At 55.8% G+C, this 26,362-nt stretch carries 22 protein-coding genes; 11 read left to right on the forward strand and 11 right to left on the reverse strand.

Going from position 1 to position 26,362, the window contains the following annotated elements; all coding sequences use genetic code 11:
• The first annotated feature begins 116 nt into the window (after positions 1 to 116).
• Complete coding sequence (gene rcnR / locus EDF78_RS23745; RefSeq protein WP_095922126.1) at positions 117 to 389, forward strand: Ni(II)/Co(II)-binding transcriptional repressor RcnR; 273 nt, start codon at positions 117 to 119, stop codon at positions 387 to 389.
• A gap of 53 nt (positions 390 to 442) precedes the next feature.
• Here the strand turns inward: rcnR and EDF78_RS23750 are convergent, their stop codons facing one another.
• On the reverse strand, positions 443 to 1,861 hold the full coding sequence (locus EDF78_RS23750; protein WP_133824032.1) for a NarK family nitrate/nitrite MFS transporter: 1,419 nt from the start codon (positions 1,859 to 1,861) through the stop codon (positions 443 to 445).
• A gap of 355 nt (positions 1,862 to 2,216) precedes the next feature.
• On the opposite strand from EDF78_RS23750, the gene narX reads away from it, so the two are divergent.
• The 4 genes from narX (at position 2,217) to EDF78_RS23775 (ending at position 7,152) form a co-directional block, all read left to right on the forward strand.
• Positions 2,217 to 4,007: a nitrate/nitrite two-component system sensor histidine kinase NarX gene (gene narX / locus EDF78_RS23755; protein WP_131694214.1), complete on the forward strand. Its 1,791-nt coding sequence runs from the start codon at positions 2,217 to 2,219 to the stop codon at positions 4,005 to 4,007.
• Positions 4,004 to 4,654: a two-component system response regulator NarL gene (gene narL / locus EDF78_RS23760; protein WP_095922129.1), complete on the forward strand. Its 651-nt coding sequence runs from the start codon at positions 4,004 to 4,006 to the stop codon at positions 4,652 to 4,654. Before narX ends, narL begins: the two co-directional genes overlap by 4 nt.
• A 467-nt stretch (positions 4,655 to 5,121) precedes the next feature.
• A complete protein-coding gene (locus EDF78_RS23770) occupies positions 5,122 to 5,397 on the forward strand; it encodes a helix-turn-helix transcriptional regulator (RefSeq protein ID WP_095925143.1) in 276 nt (91 codons plus the stop codon).
• 222 nt (positions 5,398 to 5,619) lie between these two features.
• Entirely contained in the window at positions 5,620 to 7,152 is a 1,533-nt protein-coding gene (locus EDF78_RS23775; protein ID WP_166654489.1) for a methyl-accepting chemotaxis protein, read from the forward strand.
• Positions 7,153 to 7,324: 172 nt separating this feature from the next.
• Here the strand turns inward: EDF78_RS23775 and ompC are convergent, their stop codons facing one another.
• Positions 7,325 to 8,449: a porin OmpC gene (gene ompC / locus EDF78_RS23780; RefSeq protein ID WP_095922131.1), complete on the reverse strand. Its 1,125-nt coding sequence runs from the start codon at positions 8,447 to 8,449 to the stop codon at positions 7,325 to 7,327.
• 539 nt (positions 8,450 to 8,988) lie between these two features.
• Between ompC and EDF78_RS23785 the strand changes: the two genes are divergently transcribed.
• Together EDF78_RS23785 and EDF78_RS23790 are read left to right on the forward strand one after the other, a co-directional pair.
• Positions 8,989 to 9,336, forward strand: coding sequence for a helix-turn-helix domain-containing protein (locus EDF78_RS23785; RefSeq protein ID WP_095925144.1), 348 nt, complete (start codon positions 8,989 to 8,991; stop codon positions 9,334 to 9,336).
• 158 nt (positions 9,337 to 9,494) lie between these two features.
• The gene (locus tag EDF78_RS23790; protein ID WP_095922132.1) at positions 9,495 to 10,055 is read left to right on the forward strand and encodes a GNAT family N-acetyltransferase; all 561 of its coding nucleotides are present in this window, start codon (positions 9,495 to 9,497) and stop codon (positions 10,053 to 10,055) included.
• A gap of 117 nt (positions 10,056 to 10,172) precedes the next feature.
• On the opposite strand, the gene EDF78_RS23795 is transcribed toward EDF78_RS23790, so the two are convergent.
• On the reverse strand, positions 10,173 to 10,484 hold the full coding sequence (locus EDF78_RS23795; protein ID WP_119826178.1) for a DUF3892 domain-containing protein: 312 nt from the start codon (positions 10,482 to 10,484) through the stop codon (positions 10,173 to 10,175).
• A 934-nt stretch (positions 10,485 to 11,418) separates the two neighbouring features.
• On the opposite strand from EDF78_RS23795, the gene EDF78_RS23800 reads away from it, so the two are divergent.
• The 3 genes from EDF78_RS23800 to EDF78_RS23810 are packed head-to-tail and all read left to right on the forward strand — an operon-like array spanning position 11,419 to position 13,660.
• A complete protein-coding gene (locus tag EDF78_RS23800) occupies positions 11,419 to 12,150 on the forward strand; it encodes an amino acid ABC transporter ATP-binding protein (RefSeq protein ID WP_119826182.1) in 732 nt (243 codons plus the stop codon).
• Positions 12,151 to 12,174: 24 nt separating this feature from the next.
• Entirely contained in the window at positions 12,175 to 12,843 is a 669-nt protein-coding gene (locus EDF78_RS23805) for an amino acid ABC transporter permease (RefSeq protein ID WP_095922135.1), read from the forward strand.
• Positions 12,844 to 12,859: 16 nt separating this feature from the next.
• The gene (locus EDF78_RS23810) at positions 12,860 to 13,660 is read left to right on the forward strand and encodes an amino acid ABC transporter substrate-binding protein (protein WP_095922136.1); all 801 of its coding nucleotides are present in this window, start codon (positions 12,860 to 12,862) and stop codon (positions 13,658 to 13,660) included.
• A gap of 53 nt (positions 13,661 to 13,713) precedes the next feature.
• On the opposite strand, the gene EDF78_RS23815 is transcribed toward EDF78_RS23810, so the two are convergent.
• The 5 genes from EDF78_RS23815 to EDF78_RS23835 form a co-directional block, all read right to left on the reverse strand.
• A complete protein-coding gene (locus tag EDF78_RS23815; RefSeq protein ID WP_133824033.1) occupies positions 13,714 to 14,406 on the reverse strand; it encodes an amino acid ABC transporter permease in 693 nt (230 codons plus the stop codon).
• Positions 14,396 to 15,169, reverse strand: coding sequence for an ABC transporter permease subunit (locus EDF78_RS23820; RefSeq protein ID WP_133824034.1), 774 nt, complete (start codon positions 15,167 to 15,169; stop codon positions 14,396 to 14,398). The genes EDF78_RS23815 and EDF78_RS23820 overlap by 11 nt, the downstream gene beginning before the upstream one ends.
• The gene (locus EDF78_RS23825; protein WP_133824035.1) at positions 15,166 to 15,996 is read right to left on the reverse strand and encodes an amino acid ABC transporter ATP-binding protein; all 831 of its coding nucleotides are present in this window, start codon (positions 15,994 to 15,996) and stop codon (positions 15,166 to 15,168) included. Before EDF78_RS23825 ends, EDF78_RS23820 begins: the two co-directional genes overlap by 4 nt.
• 24 nt (positions 15,997 to 16,020) lie before the next feature.
• Positions 16,021 to 16,848 (reverse strand): ABC transporter substrate-binding protein, encoded by an 828-nt coding sequence (locus EDF78_RS23830; RefSeq protein WP_133824036.1) that lies wholly within the window; start codon positions 16,846 to 16,848, stop codon positions 16,021 to 16,023.
• A 183-nt stretch (positions 16,849 to 17,031) separates the two neighbouring features.
• Positions 17,032 to 17,601, reverse strand: coding sequence for a nucleotidyltransferase family protein (locus EDF78_RS23835; RefSeq protein WP_133824037.1), 570 nt, complete (start codon positions 17,599 to 17,601; stop codon positions 17,032 to 17,034).
• Between the two features lie 93 nt (positions 17,602 to 17,694).
• Between EDF78_RS23835 and EDF78_RS23840 the strand changes: the two genes are divergently transcribed.
• A complete protein-coding gene (locus EDF78_RS23840; RefSeq protein WP_133824038.1) occupies positions 17,695 to 18,675 on the forward strand; it encodes an XdhC family protein in 981 nt (326 codons plus the stop codon).
• Here EDF78_RS23840 and cobA read toward each other — a convergent pair.
• The 3 genes from cobA to nirB are packed head-to-tail and all read right to left on the reverse strand — an operon-like array spanning position 18,648 to position 26,346.
• Positions 18,648 to 19,439 carry a uroporphyrinogen-III C-methyltransferase gene (gene cobA, locus EDF78_RS23845; RefSeq protein WP_133824050.1) on the reverse strand — a complete coding sequence of 264 codons (792 nt, stop codon included), beginning with the start codon at positions 19,437 to 19,439 and terminating at the stop codon, positions 18,648 to 18,650. The genes EDF78_RS23840 and cobA overlap by 28 nt on opposite strands.
• Positions 19,440 to 19,483: 44 nt before the next feature.
• A complete protein-coding gene (locus EDF78_RS23850; protein WP_133824039.1) occupies positions 19,484 to 22,156 on the reverse strand; it encodes a nitrate reductase in 2,673 nt (890 codons plus the stop codon).
• Entirely contained in the window at positions 22,153 to 26,346 is a 4,194-nt protein-coding gene (nirB, locus tag EDF78_RS23855) for a nitrite reductase large subunit NirB (RefSeq protein ID WP_133824040.1), read from the reverse strand. Before nirB ends, EDF78_RS23850 begins: the two co-directional genes overlap by 4 nt.
• Positions 26,347 to 26,362 lie beyond the last annotated feature (16 nt).

Consider the following 26,362-nt stretch of genomic DNA (forward strand, 5'->3'; position numbering starts at 1 on the left):
CGATCCCCGGTAAAGTTGGCGTCGGGGATTGTACTCCCCCCCAGTATTAAATACACCCCCCCAGTATCCGCAAAATGCTATGATCGGGTCATCATCGGTGTCATGGAGGAAGTGATATGTCGCATACCATTCGCGATAAACAGAAGCTGAAAGCCCGTACCAGTAAGATTCAGGGGCAGGTGGCGGCATTACATAAAATGCTGGATGAGCCTCATGAATGCGCGGCGGTTCTGCAACAAATTGCCGCTATCCGTGGCGCGGTGAACGGGCTGATGCGGGAAGTGATCAAAGGGCATCTGACTGAACATATTGTTCATGAAGACGACGTGGTGAAGCGGGAAGCGGATCTTGACGTGGTTCTCAGTGTATTAAACACCTATGTGAAGTAAATTCTGCGCAGCAAAAAGGGGCCAAAGCCCCTTCTGTTACTGCATGCTGAACCTTACTTTTTGACCTGTTTGGTGGCAAAACCTTTGTTCAGTTTGCGCCAGTAGACCAGCCAGGTGATCAGCGCGCAGACCACGTAAAACACCAGGAACACTTTCATGGCACCTGCCGGAGAGCCGGTCATCGCCAGTGAAGTCCCGAAGGCTTTAGGGATAAAGAACCCGCCGATCGCGCCGATTGAAGAAATAAAACCGAGCGCCGCCGCCGTATCGGTCACCGCTTCACGCAAGGCTTCATCATCCGTTGCACCACGGGCTTTTGCCTGGTCGGTGGTCAGTTTACGGAAGATCACCGCAATCATCTGGTAAGTGGAACCACTGCCCAGACCGGCCGTCAGGAACAGCACCATAAACACCGTAAAGAACGCCGGGAAATTACCGCCCGCGCCGTTCACCGGCAGCGTCAGGAACAACAGCCCCGCGAACACCGCCATCACAATGTAGTTCACCAGCGTCACACGAATACCGCCCAGACGGTCAGACAGCATACCGCCCGCAGAACGCGCCAGTGCGCCGAAGAACGGACCGAAGAAGGCGAATTGCAGAATATTGACATCCGGGAACTGGGTTTTGGTCAGCATGGCAAAACCGGCGGAGAAACCGATAAAGGAACCAAAGGTCGCCAGATACAACACGCTCATGATCCACAGATGGCCGCGTTTCAGTACCGGCAACTGCTGACGGATAGAGGCTTTGGATGACGCCAGATCGTTCATGCCGAACCAGGCGGCAATGGTGCCGATGATCAGGAACGGCACCCAGATCCACGCGGCATTTTGCAGCCACATATCCGCACCGCTGGCCAGCGTTTGTTTATCGCTGAAGGCCGCAAACACGCCGAGTGAAATCACCAGCGGCGCGACCAGCTGCATCACGCTCACGCCCAGATTACCGAGGCCGCCGTTGATACCCAGTGCGCCGCCCTGCTTCGCTTTCGGGAAGAAGAAGCTGATGTTAGACATGCTGGAGGCAAAGTTAGCGCCACCGAAACCGCACAGCAGCGCGATGATCAGGAAGACGTTATAGGACGTTGTGGTGTCCTGCACCGCAAAGCCCAGCCAAGCGCACGGCAGCACCAGAAACACGGTGCTGATGGCAGTCCAGCGGCGGCCGCCAAACAGCGGGATCATGAAGGAGTAAGGCACACGCAACAGCGCGCCGGACACCGACGGGATCGCCGTCAGCATAAATAACTGATCGGTCGTGAAGTTAAAGCCGACTTTGTTGAGGTTGACGGAAACCAGGCTGAACAGCATCCAGACGCAGAAACCCAGTAACAGGCAGGGTACGGAAATCCACAGGTTGCGGCTGGCGATTTTATGCCCGGTTTTTTCCCAAAACTGCGGATCTTCCGGTCGCCAGTCCTGTAGCAGACGGGACGGTTTTTCCGCAGGTGTAGCTGATGTATGTGACATGTGTACCTCGGGTGGTAGCGCATTGTTGTTGTAATGATTCAGTTATGCCGCACACACTAGGTAGAGCACCGCTTCGGGATGTTGATGCAAATCAACGCAATGGCGGGTCAAAATCGCCATGAAATAGCCCTCAAATCCTTTGTGAGTATTCTGCGCCCTGCTTATAAAGTGCTAATATTCAGAAAGTTGATAGAAATATAACCCTTCCCTGTTTGCAGTTATCCTTCCACTGGAAATAAAGGAGTAATCACAAAGGGGTATAGGGAAACGCCTGCTGATCATAAAAAATGCCCACTTTGTAATAGAATTGTTCCGGCACTCACCGCTTCTTTATCAGATTCAGGAACCCGATTTCATGCTTAAACGCGCCCTGCCTTCATTGTCACTGGTCAGCCAGATCACGCTGCTGATGCTGCTGCTTGGCCTGCTGGGCATTGGCGGAATGAGCGTGGCGGCGTGGATGGCGGGCAGCATCGAAGGCAACGCCCATGCCATCAACAAGGCGGGTTCCCTGCGTATGCAAAGTTACCGCCTGCTGTCTGAAGTGCCGCTGAGCGGGAAAAATTCCGCGTATATCCGCCAGCTTGAGAACGACCAGAGCAGTGCGGATCTGCTGAAAGCGGTCGAGCGCGAAAACCTGCAACCGCAGTTTCTGGCACTGCGCAATTACTGGCAGACCACCTTGCGGGATCAGTTGCTGGCGGCAAAACGCCCGCAGGATGTCTCCGCCAATATCGCGGTATTTGTCGGTCAGCTGGATGTGCTGGTGGCCGAGCTTGAACATAAAACCGAATACCATTTGCAGCAGATTTCGCTGATCCAGCGCGGTCTGGTGGCCGTGACCCTGCTGCTGATGGCGCTGACGATCTGGTTCCTGCGCCGTCATTTGCTGACGCCGTGGAGAAGCCTGCTCGCACAGGCCAGCGCCATTACGGCCGGCGATTTCAGCCGCCGCTATCAGCGCAAGCGGGTGGCGAATGGCGATGCTCATAATGAAATGGATATCCTCGGCGACTCGCTGAACAGCATGTCGCTGGCACTGGCGGAAATGGTCGATAATCTGGCGCAGCGCGTGGCGGAAAAAACCGCCGATCTGCAACAGAAAAACCAGATGCTGGATTACCTGTACCGCGTCAGCCGCCAGTTGCATACCAGCGTCCCGCTTGAGGCGCGCATGGAACCGGTGCTGAAGGAGTTGCAGTTGCTGACGCCGCTGAGCGGTGTGCAACTGCGGCAATATGAAAACAACAGCGCCGAGGTGTTCAACGAATTCAGCAACGGTTCCGCCCGTCAGCCCGACAGCCCGCAGGTCGGGGAACATGCCGGAGAAAGCGGCGAATCCCTGAGCTGGAGCCTGCGCGACGATCGCGAGAATTACGGCGTGTTGCTGGCGCAGTTACCGCCGGGACAGTATCTGGATGACGATCAGCAGCAGCTGGTTCATACCCTGCTTGAACAACTCACCAGTACGCTGATGCTGGCGCGTCAGGCTGAACATCAGCAACAACTGATGCTGATGGAAGAGCGATCCGCCATCGCGCGCGAACTGCACGATTCACTGGCGCAGTCGCTGTCCTGCATGAAGATTCAGGTGGCCTGTTTGCAGAGGCACGCGGAGTCCTTCTCTGAAGAGGACAATATTCTGCTGCAACAGATGCGTGAGGAACTGGGCACCGCGTACCGTCAGTTGCGCGAGCTGCTGACCACCTTCCGTCTCACACTCAACACGCCCGGCCTGCGCGCCGCGCTGCAACATACCGTTGATGAGTTTTCGCGCCGGATGGGGCTGACGATTGATTTCGATTACCAGATCCCGCCGCGCTCGGTACCGGCGAATCAGGGCATTCACCTGCTGCACATCGCCCGCGAAGCCCTGAATAATGTCCACAAGCACGCCCACGCCACGCAGGTGTCGCTCTCCCTGCAATGCCATGACGGCGAGATCAACATGTGCGTGCGCGATAACGGCGAAGGCATTTCGCAGGATGCGGAGCGGCAAAATCATTATGGCCTGATCATCATGCAGGATCGCGCCAGCACCTTACATGGCCAGTGTCGGGTTGCCCGACGCCCGGACGGCGGCACCGAAGTCTGTGTCCGTTTCCGCCCGGAAGCATTGCCCATCAATCCCCAGGAGCAAGTATGAACGACATCACCCCTTCCACCATTTTGCTGATTGACGATCATCCTATGCTGCGTAACGGCGTCAAACAGCTGATTGCCCTCGATTCGCGCCTGAAAGTGATTGGCGAAGCCAGCAATGGCGAACAAGGCGTTGAGCTGGCAAAACAGCTCGACCCGGACCTGATCCTGCTGGATCTGAACATGCCGGGCATGAACGGACTGGATACACTCGACAGCATGCGCCAGACCTCCCTGTCAGGCCGTATCGTGGTGTTCAGCGTGTCAAACCATGAAGACGATGTGGTGACCGCCCTGAAGCGCGGCGCAGACGGGTATCTGCTGAAAGACATGGAGCCGGAAGATTTGCTGACCGCGCTGCATAACGCGGCGGCGGGTAAAATGGTGCTCAGCGAAGCCCTGACGCCGGTGCTGGCCGCCAGCCTGAGGGAAAGCCGTCCGAGCGGTGACCGCGATATCCAGTCCCTGACGCCGCGCGAGCGCGATATCATCAAACTGATCGCCGAAGGTTTGCCGAATAAAATGATTGCCCGCCGTCTGAATATCACGGAAAGCACGGTGAAAGTGCACGTTAAGCATTTGTTGAAAAAAATGAAACTGAAATCCCGCGTCGAAGCGGCAGTATGGGTTTTACAGAGCAACGTGCTGTAAACGATGTGTCCCCGTACCTTCCTCCGGAGTGAGAGGACGGGGGCTGTAACTTACTGCCCCCATTACATTTCTTTGGAAAGCACACCCCATTCCACGTTATCAGATTGGTTTACATACCCCGCTTACGTTATAGTCCCACCGCTGCGGCAAAATCCGCAGCAAGGTTTCGCAGCCTGAATATCACATCGAAAATACATATATAATAGCTATGTATGGCCTCGGCACACCTGTCAGATACAAATGATCGGTATTTGTACAACTATGGTGGCTCTGGCGGGGCAGCTTACGGGCTGGCCGGTTTCCGATGTGACCGGTACTGCGAACCTTGTCTGAGCCGCCACCCAAGAGTTTCGCAGCTCCGGTGGGGGTTTTTTAATCACATCGGAGATACACAATGAAATTATCACGCGACCCCACTTTCCTGCCCTTTATTGCTTGCGTTCAACCAGCCAGCGGAGGGCGGAACCGTGAAAAGTAAAGACTGGCATCCCGCTGACATTATTGCGGCGCTGCGTAAGAAAGGCACCACCCTGTCCGCCGTTTCGCGTGCGGCGGGTTTATGTTCTTCCACCCTGTCTAATGCACTTTCCCGTCCGTGGCCAAAAGGTGAATTACTGATCAGTCAGGCCGTCGGCGTCCCCGCCTGCGTCATCTGGCCAAGCCGGTATTATGATCCCAAGACCATGACGTTTATCGACAGGCCTATGCGCTCGAAGAAAAAAGTCATTCTTTGTGACGAATAGCAGCAGACCTTTCAGGGCGCTGTTCATGCGCCCTTTCTTATCCCGCCCTCCCCTTAAAACCCTCTGATTTTCGTTAGCTAACTAACTGATAATGCATTAAACATTTGATATTGAAACATTTTGATGCATTTCGTGCGTCAATGTTTCGTATTCTCATGCCGTTAGTAAAGTCACTACTATGTGAAAGGTTTTAAGGAAACAGGCATGAGAAGCATAGGATTTATGGGTAGATTACGCATCGCGTTAGCCATGGCACTGGTGGGTTTGCTGGTGCTGGGAACATGGTCGGCCTTTGAAGGCCGTAATGTGATGCTGAAAGAGCGGGAAGATGGCGTCAGAAATATGGTACAGGCCGCGCAGGCGTTGGTGGCAGATTATGCCGGGCAGGCCGCGAAAGGCGCGATGTCGCCAGCCGAGGCACAGAAGCAGGCGCTGGCAAAACTGAAATCGATGAAATACGGCAAGGACGGCTATCTGTTTGTGTTTGACAGCAACCTGACCTTACGGATGATCGGCAATCAGTCCCTCGCGAAGCTGGAAAATCAGAGCGTGAAAGATCGCACTGACAGCAATGGCCTGTTCTATTATCAGGCATTCCTCAAAACTGGCAATGCCGGCGGTGGCTTCGTGAATTATGTCAGCAATTTGCCGGATACCGGCAAGCCTGCTGACAAAGTCAGTTATGTCAGTAAATATCCCGACTGGGACTGGTATATCTGTTCGGGGGTATTCCTCAACGATGTGCAGACCGTGTTCTATAACAGCCTGCTGCAATATTTCACCATGATCCTGCTGGTCGGTCTGGCAGTCTCTGCCGTGATGCTGCTGACCATGCGTTCGACCCGGCGCAGTCTGGGCGGTGATCCGATGTATGCCCGCGAGATTATCGAACATATCGCCGACGGCAATTTGAATACGGCGATCTGTTTGCAGGCCGGAGACAACAACAGCCTGCTGGCGACAATGGCAAGAATGCAGCAACGGCTGGCGGAAATTGTCGGTGACGTGCGCCGTGGCGCAGATCAGATGCAACTGGCATCGCAGGAAATCTCACAAGGTAACGATGACCTGTCCCGCCGCACGGAAGAACAGGCGTCTTCCCTGCAGGAAACCGCCGCCAGCATGGAGCAACTGACCTCGACGGTAAAACTGAATGCCGATAACGCCCGGCAGGCGCGGGATCTGGCCGCTGACACCCGTTCATTGTCGCAGAACACCACCAAAACGGTCGACAGCACCGTGTCTACCATGCAGGGGATTAATGATCAGGTGGATAAAATGGGTGACATTATTTCCACCATCGAGAGCATCGCTTTTCAGACCAACATTCTCGCGCTGAATGCCGCCGTCGAAGCGGCCCGCGCCGGTGAACAAGGTCGCGGATTTGCGGTAGTGGCTGCCGAAGTGGGGCAACTGGCGAAAAGCAGTGCCAGCGCGGCGAAAGAGATTAAAACGATGATCACTCTCTCAACGGAAAGGATCATCAACGGCAGCAAGATGGTCACACAGGTCGGTGAATCAATGCATGCGATGATGAAATCCATCGCCAATGTGTCGGATCTGATTTCTGAAATCTCCGACGCCTCTAATGAACAAAGCAAAGGTATCCATCAGGTGAATATTGCCGTCACGCAAATGGATCAGGTCACGCAGCAAAATGCGGCGCTGGTGGAACAAGGCGCGGCGGCCACCTCTTCACTTAACGAACAGGCGCTGGAACTGCAGCAAGTGGTGTCGTTGTTTAAACTGGCGTGAGCTAATTTCCCTGAATATCCAAAATAACAGATTAGGGTATTTTCACTGAAGGGGAAAATAATGTCAGGGTACAGAGAGTAAAGACAAATAAAGGCGACATGCGTCGCCTTTTATATCCTTTCTCAGAGATGGCTTATGTTTTCAGCCAGAATCCCTGCATCAGATCCCCGCATCAGAACTGATAAACAATACCGACTGCGGTCACGTCGTCGGTGCTAATACCGGCTTCACGGGTAAAGCTGTTTTCATCCACCAGGTTAACCATGTAATCAACAAACATATTGATGTTTTTGTTGAAGTAATACGTCGCGCCGAAATCGACATATTTGATCAGATCCTGATCGCCGTAATTACGACCGGAGGCGGAACGGCCCAGATCTTTCCCTTTGTTGACGTTATAGGCCACAAACGGTTGCAGACCGAAGTCAAACTGGTAGCTGGCGTACAGTTCCATGATCTGAGATTTATTGGCATAACCGTACGCCGTATCATCAGAAACAGAACCGAAGCGGGACGCATTATACGCCTGGGTATACATCGCGCCTAAATACACGCCGTGCGCGTCATACTTGATCGCACCGGAATACGCTTCGGCACGTTTGCCGTTACCCATGATGCCGTTCGTGCGGCTGTTTTGTTCGTTGGTACGGTCAGCGCTGCTCATGGCACCGACAATGCTGACGCCTGCGCCAATATTGTAGGTGGCTGACATGCCGTAACCGTCGCCGTTCTGACGCAATACGCTGCGCACGCCCGGTTCACCGCCGCCGTCATTTTTACCCTGATACTGAATCGCAATATCCAGACCATCAATCAGGCCGTAGAAACCGCTGTCACGGTAAGTCGCGACACCGTTTGCGCGGCTGAACATGAACTGGTCAGAACCGTAGGTCATGCCGTCGAACTCAGGCTGCATGTCGGTAAAGCCTAAGGAATCGTACAGCACGCCACGGTTACGGCCGTAGTCGAAGGAGCCGTAATCACCAAATTTCAGACCCGCGAAACCGTAACGGGTGCGTGGTGTGGAATCTTCACTTTCTGCGCTGCTGGCGTCGTACTGTGACTGCCACTGGCCGTAACCGGTCAGATTGTCAGAGATCTGCGTTTCACCACGAAAACCCAGACGGACGTAGGTCTGGTCGCCATCCATGCTGCTGTCTTTGGAGAAATAATGTTCGCCGGACACCAGACCGTAAATATCTAATTTATTGCCGTCTTTATTGAAAACTTCTGCTGCGTGCGCCGTACCGGCAAGTAATGCGGATGACATCACTAAAAAGATCGCTTTATGCTTCATCATAACCCTCAATGATTGATAACTCGCCACTGCTTATTTATCGAGCTTTAGGCAAAATAAAGTTTCGGGCCTTTACTATCACTTATGGCCCCTGTAATGATTATTTCTCAAGGCAGTAAAAACGCTGCGCATTTGATTTATCATTTTTAAACTCAGGGTGTAAATAAATGTTTTATTTTGTCAGCACAGATTGATAAATATCTCATCCCTTAACTCAAATCGCACATTTTGATAATCCTTGCTTGCGGGCAATCGGTTACGTTGAGTTGCTTCATTATTATTTTTGGCTTTCATTGGCCTGTTTGATTTATAATTTAATTATATGCTTTTCATATAACCGAATATCTTGGTATTCGGTTTTTTGTTCATTTTCATGAACTTATTTCAGGATAAGAAAAACTTATATTACCTCAGGCGGGACCCGCATTAATTAACGTCACTCATGAGTTTAATCAGGATGGGGCGGGTAAATTAGTGTTTTGTTTACTGTTATTCTCTTACTGCAAGTGAAAATAGATAAATGCTCTGAGGCTATGATGATGGTGATACGCGATGAGATCGTTCGTTCAATCATGCTATGGATTGACGACAATATAGATAAACCGCTGAAGATAAATGATGTCGCCGAGAAATCTGGCTATTCAAAATGGCATTTGCAACGCGTCTTCCACGAGAAAACAGAACAAACTATTGCAAATTATATCCGCGACAAAAAACTTGAAAGTGCTGCCTGCGATTTAGTCAGAAATACTGATTCTATTGTCGATATTTCTCACCGTTATGGTTTCGATTCGCAGCAGTCATTCACCCGGGCGTTTTCCCGTAAATACCATATTTCACCGGGACACTGGCGCAGGCGTTTTAATGACTACCTCGAAGGTTCATAAGGACGGGATGTCCCGCTGAAGAGCCCGGGGAGCATGGGGGCGGCCAGCCCCCTATTCCATCTCCCGCAACTCCATAGCAACTATTGTTGTTTTACATCTCTGGTTCCTGACTTTAATAATCGGGGATAACGCTCTGCTGCCAACAATAGGAACCGAACATGAGCCACCTGATCCGCCTTGCGCACGAGTCTGAAGCGGCGGCGTTGCACCGTCTTTTGCAAAAGGCGTACGCGCCGTTGCTGGAACATGGCATTCATTTCACCATCACCCGCGCAAGCGTGGAGGATGTGCGGGATGTTATCCGCAATGAAACCACCTATGTGCTGGAGAAAGACGGCGAACTGACGGCCACGCTGACCACCCGTTTTTTGTGGACACCGGCCAAAAACCATCTTGCGCCATGGCCGTTTGTGCACTGGTTTGCGGTGGCGGAACACGCCAAAGGTCAGGGGCTGGGCAATGAAATTATCCGCTACGTCGAAGAAACATTTTTACGCGACACACTGAAATCACCGGCGGTGTATCTGGCGACGGCGGTGAAACATCCGTGGCTGACCGGTCTGTATCAGCGGCGCGGCTATGAGCCGTTTCATACTGCGACTAACCCGCTGGGTGTCGAACTGGTGTATCTGCGCAAAATTCTCAATCAACAGGCATTTGAAGCGCACGAGCAGGCACCGCTGGTTCGCTCTGTTGCTGAATTACGGACGCTGGTTTAACGCCGGGGGAATAATAAACCGAGAGGTTAAGATTTGCCGTAATATGGGTTTTGTTGCCGGTGATAACAGACAGGTGCTGTATTTTTGCGCACCTGTCTGTTAAGACCAAAATGAATATCAGAAATATTCAGGAAGGTTTTCTAAGTTATCTATGGCTTGCCCGTCAGCGAGAGTGGTGAGGTAATCTTTACCCATTACCCGATCCGTCACCACTATTCGTCCTCTTACCCATTTGCCATGGTTGTTTTGTATCGCGGTGCAGAAACTATAGTCATTATCAATCATAGAGATGACCCACTGCCGGGGTTGTATTACCGCATCACCAACGGCATTTCCCAGATCCTCATGCACCACCACATCGATAATGTGAGTATGCTGCTCGTTATATTTCACCTGCGATATTAAATAATTCGCCCATTTCCCCTTCATCTCTTTTCCTTGATTTTTACAGAGCCAGTCCTGTTTTCTCTTTATATGCTTTAAAATTTTAAAGTCTATTATCTGGCTGTTGATTTATTGATCAAACTCAATAAAAAATCAATATTACTCAACAGGTTTAGCCATACCGGTAATCTTATTACCTGAACATTTTAATAAGTATTGTAATAAGAAGAAGCCTCGTCACCCGCCTGTTATCCCATTCAGTTCGCCGGGTTATTAAGGTCAAGGTCGTGGGCGTCGGCCCACACCGACCAGAGACCCGGTAACGCGCGGGCCTCTGGACTCCGCGCTTTTTCACTGCACGCTATCGCAGGCATGACGGACATGTTCTGGTGCATTGGTGAGTGCCGCAAATCCAGGTGCTTCGCACTACCTTCTCTCGGTCTTCAAGCCATAGGTCTTGAAGCCGCTCCGTTCAGCTGAATTTTGAGCACGCCAATCAACTTTTTTAAAAGAGGAATACAGTCTGCTTTTGAATTTAAAATGTTGCGGGCGATTCAGAAATCTTGCTGAACGGAGCGGCCTGGAGACCAGAGGCTCCAGGACCGAGAGAAGGCACCGCGCAGCGGCAAGATTTCCAGCCTGTCACTGCGATACCTGAAACATAGCCAGCGAGCGGAGCACGCAGTAAAAGAGCCCGGGATTCTCAAGGGGTGTGGCGACAGGCGCCCCTTGAGGCCAGTTTGGGTGGCAACCCAAGGTGTTGACCTTTAGCACGGAAAATTCGATGAGGTGTTCCACCGCCCTGTCCATCCGTGGACGGAAAAGCTGATTGATGCGCTGCCGGTTGTCAGTTCACACAGGCATAATATTACGCCCCGCATATCGTTAGCGATTTAAAGCATTTGTCGCAGGCGACCGAAAAGTTAATATTCTTTTAAGGAAATATGCGCGTTATTTATATTAACCAGCGGGAGCACACATGATCACTGTCAGCGGATTGAATAAATCATTTAACCAATTCCCTGCCCTGTCGGATATTAATTTCACGGTGAATAAAGGTGAAGTGGTGTCGGTAATAGGCCCTTCCGGTTCCGGGAAATCCACTCTGTTACGTTCGCTGAATTTGCTGGTCAGGCCGGATTCCGGCCAGATCCAGATTGGTGATAAACACATTAACGCGGACACTCTTACCCGCAAACAAACCGCCGGTTTTCGCCGCCAGACGTCGATGGTTTTTCAGCACTACAATTTATTTAAAAATAAAACCGCGCTGGAAAATATCACGGAGATTTTACGTTTTACGCAAAAACTGACTAAAGCGCAGGCCGGCGAACGGGGTCAGGAATTGCTTGCGCAGGTGGGTCTGGCGCACAAAGCGGCGGCTTATCCCGGCACACTCTCCGGCGGACAACAGCAGCGCGTCGGCATCGCCCGCGCCATGGCCGTTGATCCGCAGGTCATTTTATTTGATGAGCCCACGTCTTCGCTGGATCCCGAAATGCGCCGTGAAGTCCTGAACCTGATTGAAGGGCTGGCCGGGCGTGACTTGACCATGATGATCGTGACGCATGAAATGGGCTTTGCACGGGATGTTTCTGACCGGATATTTTTCATGGAGCACGGGCAAATTATCGAACAAGGCGAACCGGCAAAAATATTCCAGACCGCTTCCGGGAAGCGTACCCGTTCTTTCTTACATGATTTTGCCTGATGGCCGTACACGGAACTTTGCACAATGAATTTTGATTTTCCTTATATGCTCGGCGTTATTCCGCAGATCCTCGTTTATCTTCCCGTGACCTTGCTGATTTCATTGCTTTCCATTTTACTGGCGACCGTACTGGGGATTATTTTCGCCCTGTTACTCCGGGCCGGTAAAATACCCGCAGCGTTTGCACACCTGTATATTTCCTTCTTTCGCGGCACACCGGTACTGGTGCAATTATTGATTATTTATTTCGGGCTGCCGCAAATTATTCCTTCAATGAATTCGCTGAGTGCCATGAATGCAGTGATCCTCGGTTTAAGCTTAAACACGTCCGCCTATCTGGCGGAAATCTTCCGTGCCGCCATCGACTCTGTTGATAAAGGGCAACTGGAAGCCTCGCTGGCCTCCGGGCTAAGCATGTTTACCGCTTCCCGCCGTATCCTGTTTCCGCAAGCCTGCCGCAATGCGATCCCGGCGACCGGCAACGTGTATATCGGCCTGATCAAGAACTCTTCGCTGGCGTTCACATTAGGCGTCAGCGAGCTGCTGGCCGCCGGAAAAATGGTGGCCACAGAATCGCTGAAATTCTTCGAAGCGTATTTCGCCGTGGCACTGGTCTACTGGGCGCTGACCATCATTTTCAGTGAGTTACAGCGTCGCCTCGAAAAACATCTCGGCAAACCTTATGCCGGTTAAAACAGGAAATCTTGATATGCGCTTGTTAACACTGGCAATTTGTTCACTCCCTTTGCTGCTGACGGCGTGTGATAAACCCGCCGCAAAAGCCGATGATGAACCCGTTCTGCGGGTGGGGGCGACACCGGACGGTTATCCCCACTATTTTAAAGACGGCGATACCATCAAAGGATTCAGCGCGGACATTCTCAACGCCGTCGCCAGTAAGATCCACTACAAAGTGGAATGGGTAACGTCCGATTGGGTGGGCGTGCTGGGTTCTCTGGAAACCGGCAAAGTGGATACCGTGGGCAATTTCGCCGACACGCCGGAGCGGCGAAAAAAATACGATTATTCAGCGCCCTACTATTACTCTGCGGCGCAGTTAGCGGTGAGTAAAAACAACACCACCATTCACGGATTACAGGACATGAAAGGTAAAACCGTCGCCGCCGATCTCGGTTCGAACTATGCCAAAGTCCTGAAAGAATTTGATCCGAAAAATGAAATCAAACTGGTGACCTTCGAGGGCATGGATGTGGTGGTCAACAGCGTGGCTCAGGGAAAAGTGGATGCCTATGTTTCCGGTCAGGTGATCCTGCTCGGTCAGATCAAACATAAAAATCTGCCGCTGAAAGTTGTCGGTGAACCCTTCGGCCTGAAACAGGTTGCCCTGCCGTTCAGGAAAGATGCGCGCGGGGAAGCACTGAAACAAAAAGTGGATGTCGCACTCGGTGAATTACGGGCAGACGGGACATTGAAGAAGATTTCTGAGAAGTGGTTTGACCGGGATCTGAGTGTGGACACGGAATTAACGTCGGTCAGCAAAAGGCAATAAACTTACCGTCTCTCCAGTCTGAATACCCCGCCGGAAACTGGCGGGGGTTTCGTTTACGTGCGCAACCCCTGATGACGTTTGATGGATTTACCCGCCAGATACGCCAGCGTCGCGCACAGCAGGTAATACATCAGCCCGACCAGCAGGAAGATTTCTGCCGGGTAAATTTGTACCCGGTTATTCACCTGTCCGGCGACGGTGGTCAGTTCCGGCACGTTGACGATAAACGCCAGTGACGTGTCTTTCACCAGAGAGATCAGCAGCCCGAGATACGACGGCAGCAGATTCGGCCACGCCTGCGGTAACAGCACGAACAACAGCACGTTGCCGTAACCCATACCGGATGCAATTCCCGCTTCGGTTTGCCCGCGCGGCAAGGCTTCCAGACCGGCCAGCGTCGAGTGCATCACCGCCGCCGAGGTAAACCAGGCCAGCGCCACAATCACCGTCAGCGGGCCGGGAATTGAACCGCCAAACACCACCGGCAGCAGGAAGTACAGCCAGAAAATCACGAAAATCAACGGAATGCCGCGGATAAACGACGCCCAGACAAACAGGACTTTTCGTGTCAGGCCGCCGAAACGCCACGCCAGCGCCGCCATCAGCACACCGAACAGTAACGCCAGAACGCCCGCCGATGCCGCCATGATAAGCGTCAGCAATACGCCGCCCGGCTCGCCGTCAGCCAGCCTTCCCCACAGCAGATAAGTGAAATTATCGTGTATAACTGACCAGTCAAATTCCATCGCCAATTTCCTCCTTCGGAACCACCTGCGGCCTGTGCTGCGGTCGCTTCGGACCAAACACCGTCATCAGCCAGCCGAGGAGCAGTCCGAGCGCCAGATACAGCAGCGTCCCAACGGCGAAACCTTCAAAGGCGTGCGCGTTATAGCTTTCAATCTGGCTGACCTGATACGTCAGTTCCGAAAAACCGATACCCGTCGCCAGCGAGGAAAGCTTCATCAGGTTGAGATACTGGCCGGTGATCGGCTGCCACGCGTTGATCAGCGCCTGCGGCAGGAGAATCGAAAGCAGCAGCGTTTTACGGCTGAAACCCTGAGAAATCGCCGCTTCGGTCTGGCCTTTCGGCACGGAATTCAGCCCGGCCTGCACTTCTTCCACCAAAAACGCCGCCGTAAACAGCGCCAGCCCCCAGGCCGCACACAGAAATTCCGGGGTCAGCCAGGCAATGTTGCCCGGAAACGTCGCCCACGGATGAATGTCGCCGATGTAAAAACGCCAGCTTTGCGGCAACGCGCCGTACGCCGCGAAATACCAGAACAGCAGTTGTACCAGCAGCGGCGTGTTACGAAAAACAGAGACAAACGCCGCCACCGCACCGCGTGCCAGACGCGACGAACTCAGGCGCAGCGCCAGCAGCAATACCGTCAGTAACGTGGCGAGCAAGCTTCCGATAATGCTGACATACAGCGTGGTGAGGAAGCCGGAGATTATCCAGTGCAGAGGCTGGCCGGTCAGCACGCCAGCCCAGTCGGGATGCCAGTTCATAGCGCGACTCCGGTTTGCGGATGCAGCGGAAACAGGACTTTTTGCAGAAACCGCTGCGCACGCGGATGTTGCGGACGCAGGAAGAAATCTTCCGGCTGCGCCTGTTCAAGGATTTCGCCTCCATCCATGAAAATCACCCGGTCAGCGATTTCACGGGCAAAACTCATTTCATGCGTCACCACAATCATGGTGATGCCGCTTTTCGCCAGTTCCTGCATCACCAGCAAGACTTCGCCGATCATTTCAGGATCCAGCGCCGAGGTCGGTTCATCAAATAAAATGATGCCCGGATCCGTGACCAGCGCCCTGGCAATCGCCACGCGCTGCTGCTGACCGCCGGAAAGCTGCTCAGGATAATGCTGCGCTTTATCGCCCAGACCGACGCGCGCCAGCAATGCCCGTGCCTTTTCGCGCGCCTCACTTTTCTTCCAGCCATGCACTTTAATCAGCGCCAGACTGACGTTGTCTTCAGCGGTGAGGTGGGCGTAAAGGTTGAACTGCTGAAAGACAAAGCCGATGTGCGTTCGAAGCTGGCGTAATGCGGCACCTTTGAGATTGCGCGTCGGCTGGTCGGCGATAAAAACTTCACCGCTGCTGACCGATTCCAGCTGATTAATCAGCCGGATCAGCGTGGATTTACCTGAACCGGATGGCCCGCAAACTGCCACCACTTCGCCACTGTTCACACGTAAATCAACGTTACGGATAACCTCATGCGGACCGAAAAATTTACTGACCTGGCGGAATTCAACGGCCGCGATTTTACCGGCGGATGAATGTGAAAAAACCGCAGACGCTGCTGCGGTTGAGATAGTGTCTTGCTGCATGTGTCTTACCTTGCATAAAACAGATTATTTGGCTTCGATTTTGAACAGACGCGGCTGAGGGGATTTGGTCTGCGGACCGAACCAGACGTTATAAATGCTGACCGCCTGACCGTTCTTCTCCAGATTCAGCAGCTCGTCATTAACCACTTTCAGCAGGCTGGTTTCGCCTTTTTTGACGCCCACGCCAATCTCTTCTTTGCTCAGCAATTCAGGCAGCACTTTGTATTTTGCTTTGTCCGGCGCGCCATCCAGCAGCCCCGCCAGAATGGTGCTGTCCTGCGTAATGGCCTGCACGTTGCCGTTCCGCAGCGCGGAAAGTGCCAGCGGAATATCGTCATAAGACAACACGCGGGATTGCGGGAAGCGGTTATGCAATTCCTGCTCGCCGGTGGTGCCTTTCACCGCACCGATGCGTGCCGTGGCATAGGCATCCAGCTTATCCGGCGATCCGGCCGGGACCAGGAACTGCTGGCCGGTGACGAAATAAGGCACGGAGAAGTCGATCACTTTTGCGCGTTCCGGCGTGATGGTGATATCCGCCACGATCAGATCGGCTTTACCGGACTGTAATAACGGAATACGGTTCGCCGGATTGGTCGGCACCAGTTGCAATTTCACACCCAGCGTTTTCGCCAGCGCTTTCGCGAAATCCACGTCATAACCGACGATGTCATGGGTTTTGGCATCAACAGAACCAAATGGCGGATTGGAATCGAACGTCGCGACCCTCACCACACCGGCTTTTTTGATGTCCGCCAGCTGATCCGCGTGCGCGGCAAAAGTAGAAATCGTGCTGAGCGCCAGAAACAGTCCGGCAGCAATCTGGGTTTTATTTACGTTAATGACAGCCATCGTTTTTCCTTATGAATAGTCTTCAGAGGCTGTGACGCCCCAAATGTTAAAAATGAAGATCCGGTATTTTTTCTTTTGTAGGTCAAAGAATTGCATAAGGAAGAATGAGCGACTACGAATTTAAAAATATAAATATGGACGAATTAGGCATAAGAAAAACAGCTGTCACTAAAGGCGAACCGTTCAAATTTTGAGATCCCCCGGCAGGTCGATATCCCACACGCAGCCCGGATCTTCACTTTCGATGTTTAATGGCGGGTGCGTTTTCAGCAGGTCGCGCGCCCCGCCGCTGCCCTGTAAGGCGACCAGCGAGGTCCGCATGGAGGCGGGGAATCCGACAGGATGCCCCGGCTGACCGCAATACACCGGTCTGGCGCATTGCCCGGCACGCACGGCCTGTGCGATACCGTCATAGGTTTGCGGCAGGATATAGGGCAAGTCCGCCAGCGTGATAATCCAGCCACCGGCTTCCCCCATGGCCTGCACACCGGCCGCCAGGGAATCGCCCATGCCCTGACTCTCCACGCAGACAAAAGGCACATCCACACGCTGGCAGAACGCCTGCAGTTCCTGTGAACCGGGGCGCAGCACCACGCAGACCGGCAAGCCTGTTCGCAAAACATTGCCGAGGCTGTGCTGAAATATCGTCATGCCGGTACCGGTAAGCTCTTCCAGTAATTTATGCCGACCGGTCGCCTGCTGATAACGACGGCTGAAGCCCGCCGCCAGCAATATCACCACGGGTTGTTTCATTTCAGATTGCTCCCGAAGCCATTTTCATAAACATCTATAATGATGAGTTAATCCACATGCCGGTTATTTTAGACATAACAAGGGTGTTAACCAATGCAAAGTCTGGATATCAGCGTGATCAGTCAGTCAGCCCGCTGGATTAACGATCAGCCGATATGGCTGTGCACGGTGCTCAGCACTTTCGGTTCATCCCCCCGTCCGCCGGGCACATTAATGGTGATAAACCGCGACGGCCATTTTTGTGGTTCGCTGTCCGGCGGCTGTATTGAGGATGATTTTATTCAGCGCATCCGCGACGGTGATTTTCGCCAGCCGAGTCAGGTGGTGCGCTACGGCGACGGCGGATTAACGCCGGATCGCGCGCTGCCCTGCGGCGGCGTGCTGGATATTCTGATTGAGTATCTCGCACCCACGGCGGCGAATCAGGCTTATATCGCCGGGATCGGCCAGTCGCTGAACTGTCATTTTGCGCTGAAAAAACGCATTACGCCGCCTGCGGCCTGCCATTCCTTAACGCAGGAAACCTGGCGCAGCAGCACCATTGTTGAACGTGATGCGTCTGAAATCGTCATTACCCTCGCCTGCGCACCGCGCATTATCATCGCCGGGCTGTCTGCCGTGGCGGTATTCTGCGCGGAGTTTGCCAGCGGGCTGGGGTTTGAAACGGTGATTTGTGAGCCGAGGGAAGACATTCTGGAGAATTTTCGCGGACAAATCAGCGGTTCGCCGATCCTTGATACGGTGTTTCCGGCGCGCTATCTCGAACAACACGGCTGCCATGCCAATACCGCCATCGTCGCGCTGACCCATGATCCGAGAATGGATGACCTGACCATGATGGAAGCGGTCAACACCGACGCGTTTTACATCGGCGTCATGGGGTCGCTGCGTAACAGCCAGAACCGCATCAGAAGGCTGGAAACCACCGGCGGCATGACCGCGGAAGAACTGACCCGCATTCATGCCCCGATTGGTATTGATATCGGCAGCAAAACCCCCGCCGAAATCGCGCTGGCGGTGATGGCCGATATTGTGCGGGTCAAGAATCAGCGGACAGTTTCAGTTTCGCGCTGAATCTGTCGCACAGGCTGCCGGTACATTCCCGCCACTTCGCCGATAATCAGCAACGCGGGCGTAGCCACCCGGTTCGCCACGATGATATTCCCCAGTGCATCCAGCGTGCCGGTGAATACCCGCTGTTCCGGTTGCGTACCGCGTTCGATCACCGCGACCGGCATGTCTGGCGGCATACCGTTGGCCATCAGTTTCTGACTGATGCTGTCGCTGCCTGCGATGCCCATGTAAAACACCAGCGTCTGACGCGCCATCGCCAGCGCAGACCAGTCAACGTCCGGCTCGCCCTGTGCGCCGTGACCGGTGACAAAGCGTACGGACTGCGCCAGATCCCGGTGCGTCAGCGGAATACCACTGGCCGCCGCACACCCCATCGCCGCCGTGATCCCCGGCACGATATGGCAGGTCACGCCGTGCTGCTGACAGTGCGCCATCTCCTCACCGCCCCGCCCGAAAATAAAGGGATCGCCGCCTTTGAGACGTACCACACGGTGACCGTTCTGCGCCAGATCGACCAGTAACTGATTAATCTCAGGCTGCCCGAGGGTGTGATGACGTGTGGATTTACCGGCGTCAATGCGCAGTGCGTCCTCCGGGATCAGCGCCATCACCGGCGTGGAGACCAGCCGGTCAAACACCACCACCTCCGCCTGCTGTATCACGCGCAGCGCCTTCAGGGTCAGTAATTCCACATCACCCGGCCCGGCACCCACCAGCCAGACTTCGCCGCGACATACCGGCTGACGCAGGGTGGCGGCTGCCATGATGTGCGCGATCTGCTGCACCTGTAAGAATGTTTCGGGAATATTCACTGGCTGTCTCCTTCCGTTTGCGTGACACGCTGACGGGCTATGATGTTTTTGAGTTCAGGAATGCATGAGCCGCAATTTGTGCCGCATTTGAGTGTTTCGCCAAGCTGCTGCACGTTGTGGCAGCCCTGTTGTACCGCCTGCACGATGCGGATTTCACCGACCGAAAAGCAGCTGCAAATCATCGCACCTGCCGGTGGGGTATCGCGGGCGGTGCGACCGGCCAAAAGCGCCAGACGTTGCGACGCGGTGTGCGGCGGTGTGGTAAAGGCAGCCACCACCGCCTGCCGGTCAGGTGACGGCGGTGTGCGGCGGGCATAAAACGCCAGTTGCAATGCGCCGTCTGCCCAGGCCAGCAGACTGAAACCGTCGTCGCCCGTCCGGGCGGTCTGGCAGACCATCTGGTTCGTGGCGTAAGACTCGTCCAGCCACGCCATCCAGTCGGCGGGCAGTGACGAATCGGCCAGCGTGAAATGCGTGATGCCCGGCTGGGTGATCAGGCTCCGGTAAGCGGTCACCGGCGGCTCGCGGTCTTCGCCACGGATAAACAGTTCAGCCTGCCACGCGGCCTGCCAGCGCCGCAGACTGACCGGCATATGCTTGCTTTCCGGCTGCCCTGAGATCGGATCCACATGCGCCGCAATCAGCGCATCCACCCGCGCCTGCTGGCTGAACCGGCTGTTCCAGTGCATCGGCACAAACACGCTGCCGCGCGGTTGCAGGTTGTCCGGTTGCGCACGCAGCAGCAGCCAGCCATGCGACGAGGCCACGCGCAGCAGATCACCGGCCTGAATGTCCGGCGCATCGTCGGGATGAAACTGACAGAAGGGTTCGCTGATGTGCTGCATCAGCCGCGCCGATTTCCCGGTGCGGGTCATGGTATGCCACTGGTCGCGCACCCTGCCGGTATTCATGATCAGCGGCCAGGCCGCCGACGTCGGGCTGACGGGCAGCCGTGGCGTGATCGCCACCAGCCGCGCCCTGCCGTCAGGGTGAAAGAAAGTGTTATCGGTAAATAACCGCGCGGTGCCTTGCGGATGCGCCGCGTTCACCGGCCACTGCACGGGACGCAGGTTGTCCCATTCTTCATCCGACAGCGTCGCCAGCCCGCTGATATCAAACGCCCGCGCGCCGTGATTTTCAAAACCGGAAAGCGCCGCATGTTCACGGAAAATCTCCGCCGGATGCTGCCAGGCAAAAGCCTGACCGAACCCCAGCCGCTGCGCCACCTGACTGAGGATCCACCAGTCCGCTTTCGCCTCTCCTGGTGCGGGCAGAAACGCCCGCTGACGCGAGATGCAGCGTTCCGAGTTGGTGACCGTGCCATTTTTTTCGCCCCAGCCCAGCGCGGGTAAACAGATATGCGCGGCGCGGGTGGTATCGGTGTCGCGCATGATGTCGGAGACAATCACCAGCGGACAGCGGGCCAGTCCGGCGCGTACCCGGTCCGCATCCGGCAGCGAGACCAGCGGATTGGTGCCCATGATCCATACCGCTTTTATCCGGCCGTCTTCCACCGCACGGAACAGATCCACGGCGTTCAGCCCGGCGGATTGAGTGACGTTGTCACTCTTCCAGAAGCGGCCGACGCGCCCGATATCTTCCGCTGTAAAGCCCATGTGTGACGCCAGCTGATTCGCCAGCCCGCCAACTTCCCGCCCGCCCATGGCGTTTGGCTGGCCGGTGATGGAAAAGGGTCCGCAGCCTTCGCGCCCGATATTGCCGGTCGCCAGATGCAGATTGATGATGGCATTGCATTTATCAACGCCGGAGCTGGACTGGTTAATGCCCATGGAATACAGCGTCACCAGCCGCGTACAGCCTGCAATCATCTGGTAAAACGCCAGCAACTGTTCAGCGGGCAATTCGCAGAACGCGGCGGTACGCGCCACCGTCCAGTCCCGCGCTGCCTGCAACGTCTCTTCCGCGCCCTGCGTGTGATGGTGCAGGAAATCGCGGTCAAGATTTCCGCTCTCAGCCAGCGCATTGAGCGCGCCGCAGAACAGTGCCGCATCGCTGCCGGGACGCAGGGCCAGATGCAAATCCGCGATATCACAGGTTGCAGTCTGACGCGGGTCAATTACCACGATACGCATTTCAGGACGCGCCTGTTTAGCCTGCACCAGCCGCTGATACACCACCGGATGCGCCCAGGCGGTATTCGAACCGGTTAATATCACGCAGTCCGCCTGTTCCAGATCCTGATAACTGCACGGCACGGCGTCGGCCCCGAAGGCGCGTTTGTAGGCTGCCACGGCGGAGGCCATGCACAGCCGCGAATTGGTATCCATATTTCCTGCGCCGATAAAGCCCTTCATCAGCTTATTGGCGACGTAATAATCTTCGGTCAGCAACTGGCCGGAGCCGTAAAACGCCACCGCCTGCGGCCCGTGTTCGCGGATCACCGCCTGCAGGCGTTGCGCTACCGTATCCAGCGCCTGCATCCAGCTCACCGGCTGACCGTTGATTTCCGGCTGTAACAGCCGTCCGGCCAGTCCCAGCGTTTCGCCGAGCGCGCTGCCTTTCACGCACAGCCGCCCGTGGTTCGCCGGGTGGTTCGGATCGCCCTCTGCACAAAAATCGTCTCCCTCTGGCCGCATGCTGACGCCACACCCCACGCCGCAATAGGCGCAGGTGGTCAGTGCCGGAACGGTAACGGAAGGTGTCTTCATACGCTGACCGTCGCGGCAATTTCAGCGGCGGTCTGCACCGGCTGTTCCTGCACCCAGACGCGGCCATTTTCCACTTTCACCGGCCAGACGTGCAGCGCGGACTGCGCGTCATCCACGTTGCGCCCGTCCCGCAGGCGGAAACGCTGTTTATACAGCGGCGAAATCACCACCGGTTCGCCCTGCACATCCCCCACCAGTCCCCGTGCCAGCACGTTGGCATCGCTGTCCGGCTCGCGGTTGCTCAGGGCAAAGACCTGTTGCGGATGATCCGGTAAATGGAACAGCGCAATCTGCCGGTGCGCCAGCCGTGCCGCCATACCGGCATTGGCCGGGATCGCAGTCAGATCGCACAACGCCACCCAGCCCTGCACCGCCATCACCGGCTCACTGACCGTGATCCCCTCCCGTGCCGCCCGTTCATGCGCACGCGCCGGACGCACCTGCTGACGCTCGGTGACCATCACCACCGCCTCATCCGGCGCGGTGCTGTTAACGAACGGACGGAACAGCGCCAGCCGGTCAGGATCGGCCAGCGTGGTTTGCCATTCGCACTGATAAGTGCCGACCACCGCGTTCATCTCGCTTTCCAGTTCCGCGCCGATATGCAGGCTGTCTTCCAGCACCACCTGTCGCAGATATTCCATGCCCCCTTCGAGATTATCCATCCAGGTGCTGGTGCGTTGCAGACGGTCGGCGGTACGGATGTAAAACATCAGGAAGCGGTCCACGGTGCGGATCAGATCGCCGGTGCTCATGTCCTGCGCCAGCAAATCCGCATGACGCGGTTTCATGCCGCCGTTGCCGCAGACATATAAATTCCAGCCCTTTTCAGTGGCAATCACGCCAACGTCTTTGCTCTGCGCTTCGGCACATTCGCGGGTGCAACCGGACACCGCCATTTTGATTTTGTGCGGTGAACGCAGTCCCTTGTAGCGGTGCTCCAGTTGCAGCGCCAGCGAGGTGGAATCCTGCACGCCGTAGCGGCACCAGTTCGAGCCGACGCAGGATTTCACCGTGCGCAGCGATTTGCCGTAGGCATGGCCGGTTTCGAAACCGGCTTCCACCAGTTGCTGCCAGATTTCAGGCAGTTGTTCGAGGCGCGCGCCGAACAAATCCACCCGCTGACCGCCGGTGATTTTGGTGTAGAGGTTATAGCGTTTGGCGACCTGACCGATGGCAATCAGGCCGTCCGGCGTGATTTCACCTGCCGGGACACGCGGCACCACGGAATAGGTGCCGTCTTTCTGAATATTGGCAAAGTAACGATCGTTGGTGTCCTGCAACGGCAAATGCTGCGGTGTGAGCAGGTAGTCATTCCAGCAGGACGCCAGAATCGATCCGGCCAGCGGTTTGCAGATTTCACAGCCGCTGCCGCGCCCGTGTTTCTGAATCAGTTCGGCAAAACTGCGGAGTTTGCCCATGCGCACCAGGTGGTACATCTCCTGACGGGAGTACGCAAAATGCTCGCAGACGTCTTTTTTCACCTCGACGCCCATTTCACTCAGCGCGAATTCCATCACCTGTTTGGTCAGCGCCGCACAGCCGCCGCAGCCGGTGGCGGCTTTGGTGCAGGCTTTGACTGCCGCCATGTCGCCACAGCCGCCTTTCACCGCGTCACAGATAGCGGATTTGCTGACGTTATGGCAGGAACAGATTTGTGCACCATCCGGCAGTGCCGCCACGCCGAGACTTTGTGGCGCTGCGCCTGCCCCGGCAGGCAGGATCAGGCTTTCCGGTCTGGCGGGCAGCGGCATGTCGTTAAGCATCATCTGTAACAGCGTGCTGTACTCGTTGCTGTCGCCGACCAGCACCGCACCGAGCAGACGTTTACCGTCCTGGGAGACCACGATTTTTTTGTACACTTCCGCCGGTCCATCCACCCAGCTGTAACTCTGACTGCCCGGCGTGCGGCCATGCGCGTCGCCGACTGACGCGACGTCCACGCCCAGCAGCTTCAGTTTGGTGCTCATGTCCGCCCCTTTAAACGCCACCTCGCTGCCGGAAAGCGTATCCGCCAGCGTGCGCGCCATCTGATAGCCGGGCGCCACCAGACCGAAAATCTGCCCGTTCCATAACGCACATTCACCGATGGCAAAAATGGCCGGATCCGAGGTTCGGCACTGATCGTTAATCACGATGCCGCCGCGCGGCCCGACGTCCAGCCCGCACGCTTTTGCCAGCTGATCACGCGGACGGATCCCGGCGGAGAACAGCACCAGATCGGTTTCCAGATGACCGCCGTCGGCAAACTCCATGCGATAGCGGCTGGCTTCCCCCGCCACGATGGCGCGGGTTTCCTTGCCGGTATGAACCTGCACGTCCAGCGCTTCAATCTTGCGGCGCAGCATCGCCGCCCCGCCTTCATCGAGCTGAACCCCCATCAGCCGGGGCGCGAATTCCACCACATGCGTGTGCAGCCCGAGATGTTTCAGCGCGTTTGCCGCTTCCAGCCCCAGCAGCCCGCCACCGACCACCACGCCGGTTTTGCCTTCCGCTGCGCAGTCGCGGATCGCCGCAAGGTCGTCGAGCGTGCGGTACACCAGACAACCCGGCGCGTCGTTGCCCGGAATGGGCGGCACAAACGGATAAGAGCCAGTCGCCAGCACCAGCAGATCGTAAGGGGTCTGTCGCCCCTGATGATCGACCACAAAACGGTGGCGGGTATCAATATGGCCGATGCAATGCCCCAGGCGCAGCTCGATACCGGTCGATTCAAAGAAGTCGTCCTCCACCACCGACAGCGATTCCGCGCTGCGGCCGGAGAAAAACTCTGATAAATGTACGCGGTCGTAAGCCGGTGACGTTTCTTCCGCAAACACGATCACCTGATATTGCAGATGCAGTTCCCGCTCCACCAGCTGTTGCAGGAAATGGTGACCGACCATGCCGTGTCCGGCCATGACTAAAACGGGTTTCGACATTGCATTGCTCCTCGTCACCTCAACGGGTAACTGTTCTGAAGTGATGGCCGTGAGACCGGACGTAGCCGGGACGTCACCGGGACTGAAAACACTGAGTTGAGCCTGCTGCACGCAGGGATGGCTGAGTCGTGAAACGTATTGCGGTCCGTCACTGATATCGCCCCACAGCAACACGCCGGTGAGGCGGTTATCGCGCAGGATCAGGCGGCGGTAATGGCCGTCGATCGGGTCTGAGACGGTATGGATTTGCGCCCCGTCACCGGCATGCAATTCACCGGCGCAGAACAACGCCAGGCCGGTCACTTTCAGGCGCAGCGGCAGCGGCGGGATCACTGATGACACCTTTTGCCCGCCCGCCAGACGGGCCGCCAGCGCATCGGCCTGTTGCCAGCACGGTGCCACCAGCCCGGCCGTCAGCTCCCCCTGCTGACAACATTCGCCAATCGCGGAAATGGCCGGGTCGGAAGTGTGCAGCGTGTCGCTGACCAGAATGCCGCGATCGCAGGCCAGTCCGGCGGCCTGTGCCAGCGCGATATCAGGCCGGACACCCGCCGCTACCACCACGCGCTGCGCCGGAATGTCCCGCCCGTCGCGGAGCCTGACCGCCTGCACATTGCCCCGTGCATCCCCGGCATACGCCAGCGTTTGTGCCTGCAAAATCACCTCAATCCCCCGCGCCGTCAGGCTGTCATGCAGCAGCCCGGCGGCGTGTTCATCGAGGTGACTGTCCATCAGATACCCGCCACGGTGCAGCAGGCTGACCTGCATACCGCGCTGTGCCAGGGCGGCGGCGGCTTCCACCCCCAGCACCCCGCCGCCAATCACCACCGCCGGTTGTCCGGCGTAATGCCCGTCGAGGATGTTTTCCACATCCTGCTGAGCACGAAAACCGTAAATGCCGCGCAGTGTCGCGCCCGGCAAAGGCGGCATAAAAGGCCGGGAACCGGTGGCGAGCACCAGATGGTCGTACGCCAACCACTGCCCGCCCGCCCGCACCCTGCGGGCCTTGCGGTCAATCTCCGTCGCCGCCGCACCGGCCATAAACGTGACACTGTGACGTTGATACCACGACGCATCATGGGTCACGATGTCATCAAAGTGCTTTTCACCGGCAAGCACCGGCGTCAGCAGGATGCGGTTATACGCAGGCTGTGCTTCATCGCCGATCATCAGGATGCGGAACCGGTCCGCTGCCTGTTCGCACAACCGTTCCACCAGTCGCGCGCCCGCCATGCCGTTGCCGATCACTATCAACGTGGGTTTTTCCATTGCGCTTATCCTGCCC

The sequence above is a fragment of the Rahnella sp. BIGb0236 genome (assembly GCF_004364755.1).
GTDB lineage: Bacteria > Pseudomonadota > Gammaproteobacteria > Enterobacterales > Enterobacteriaceae > Rahnella > Rahnella victoriana.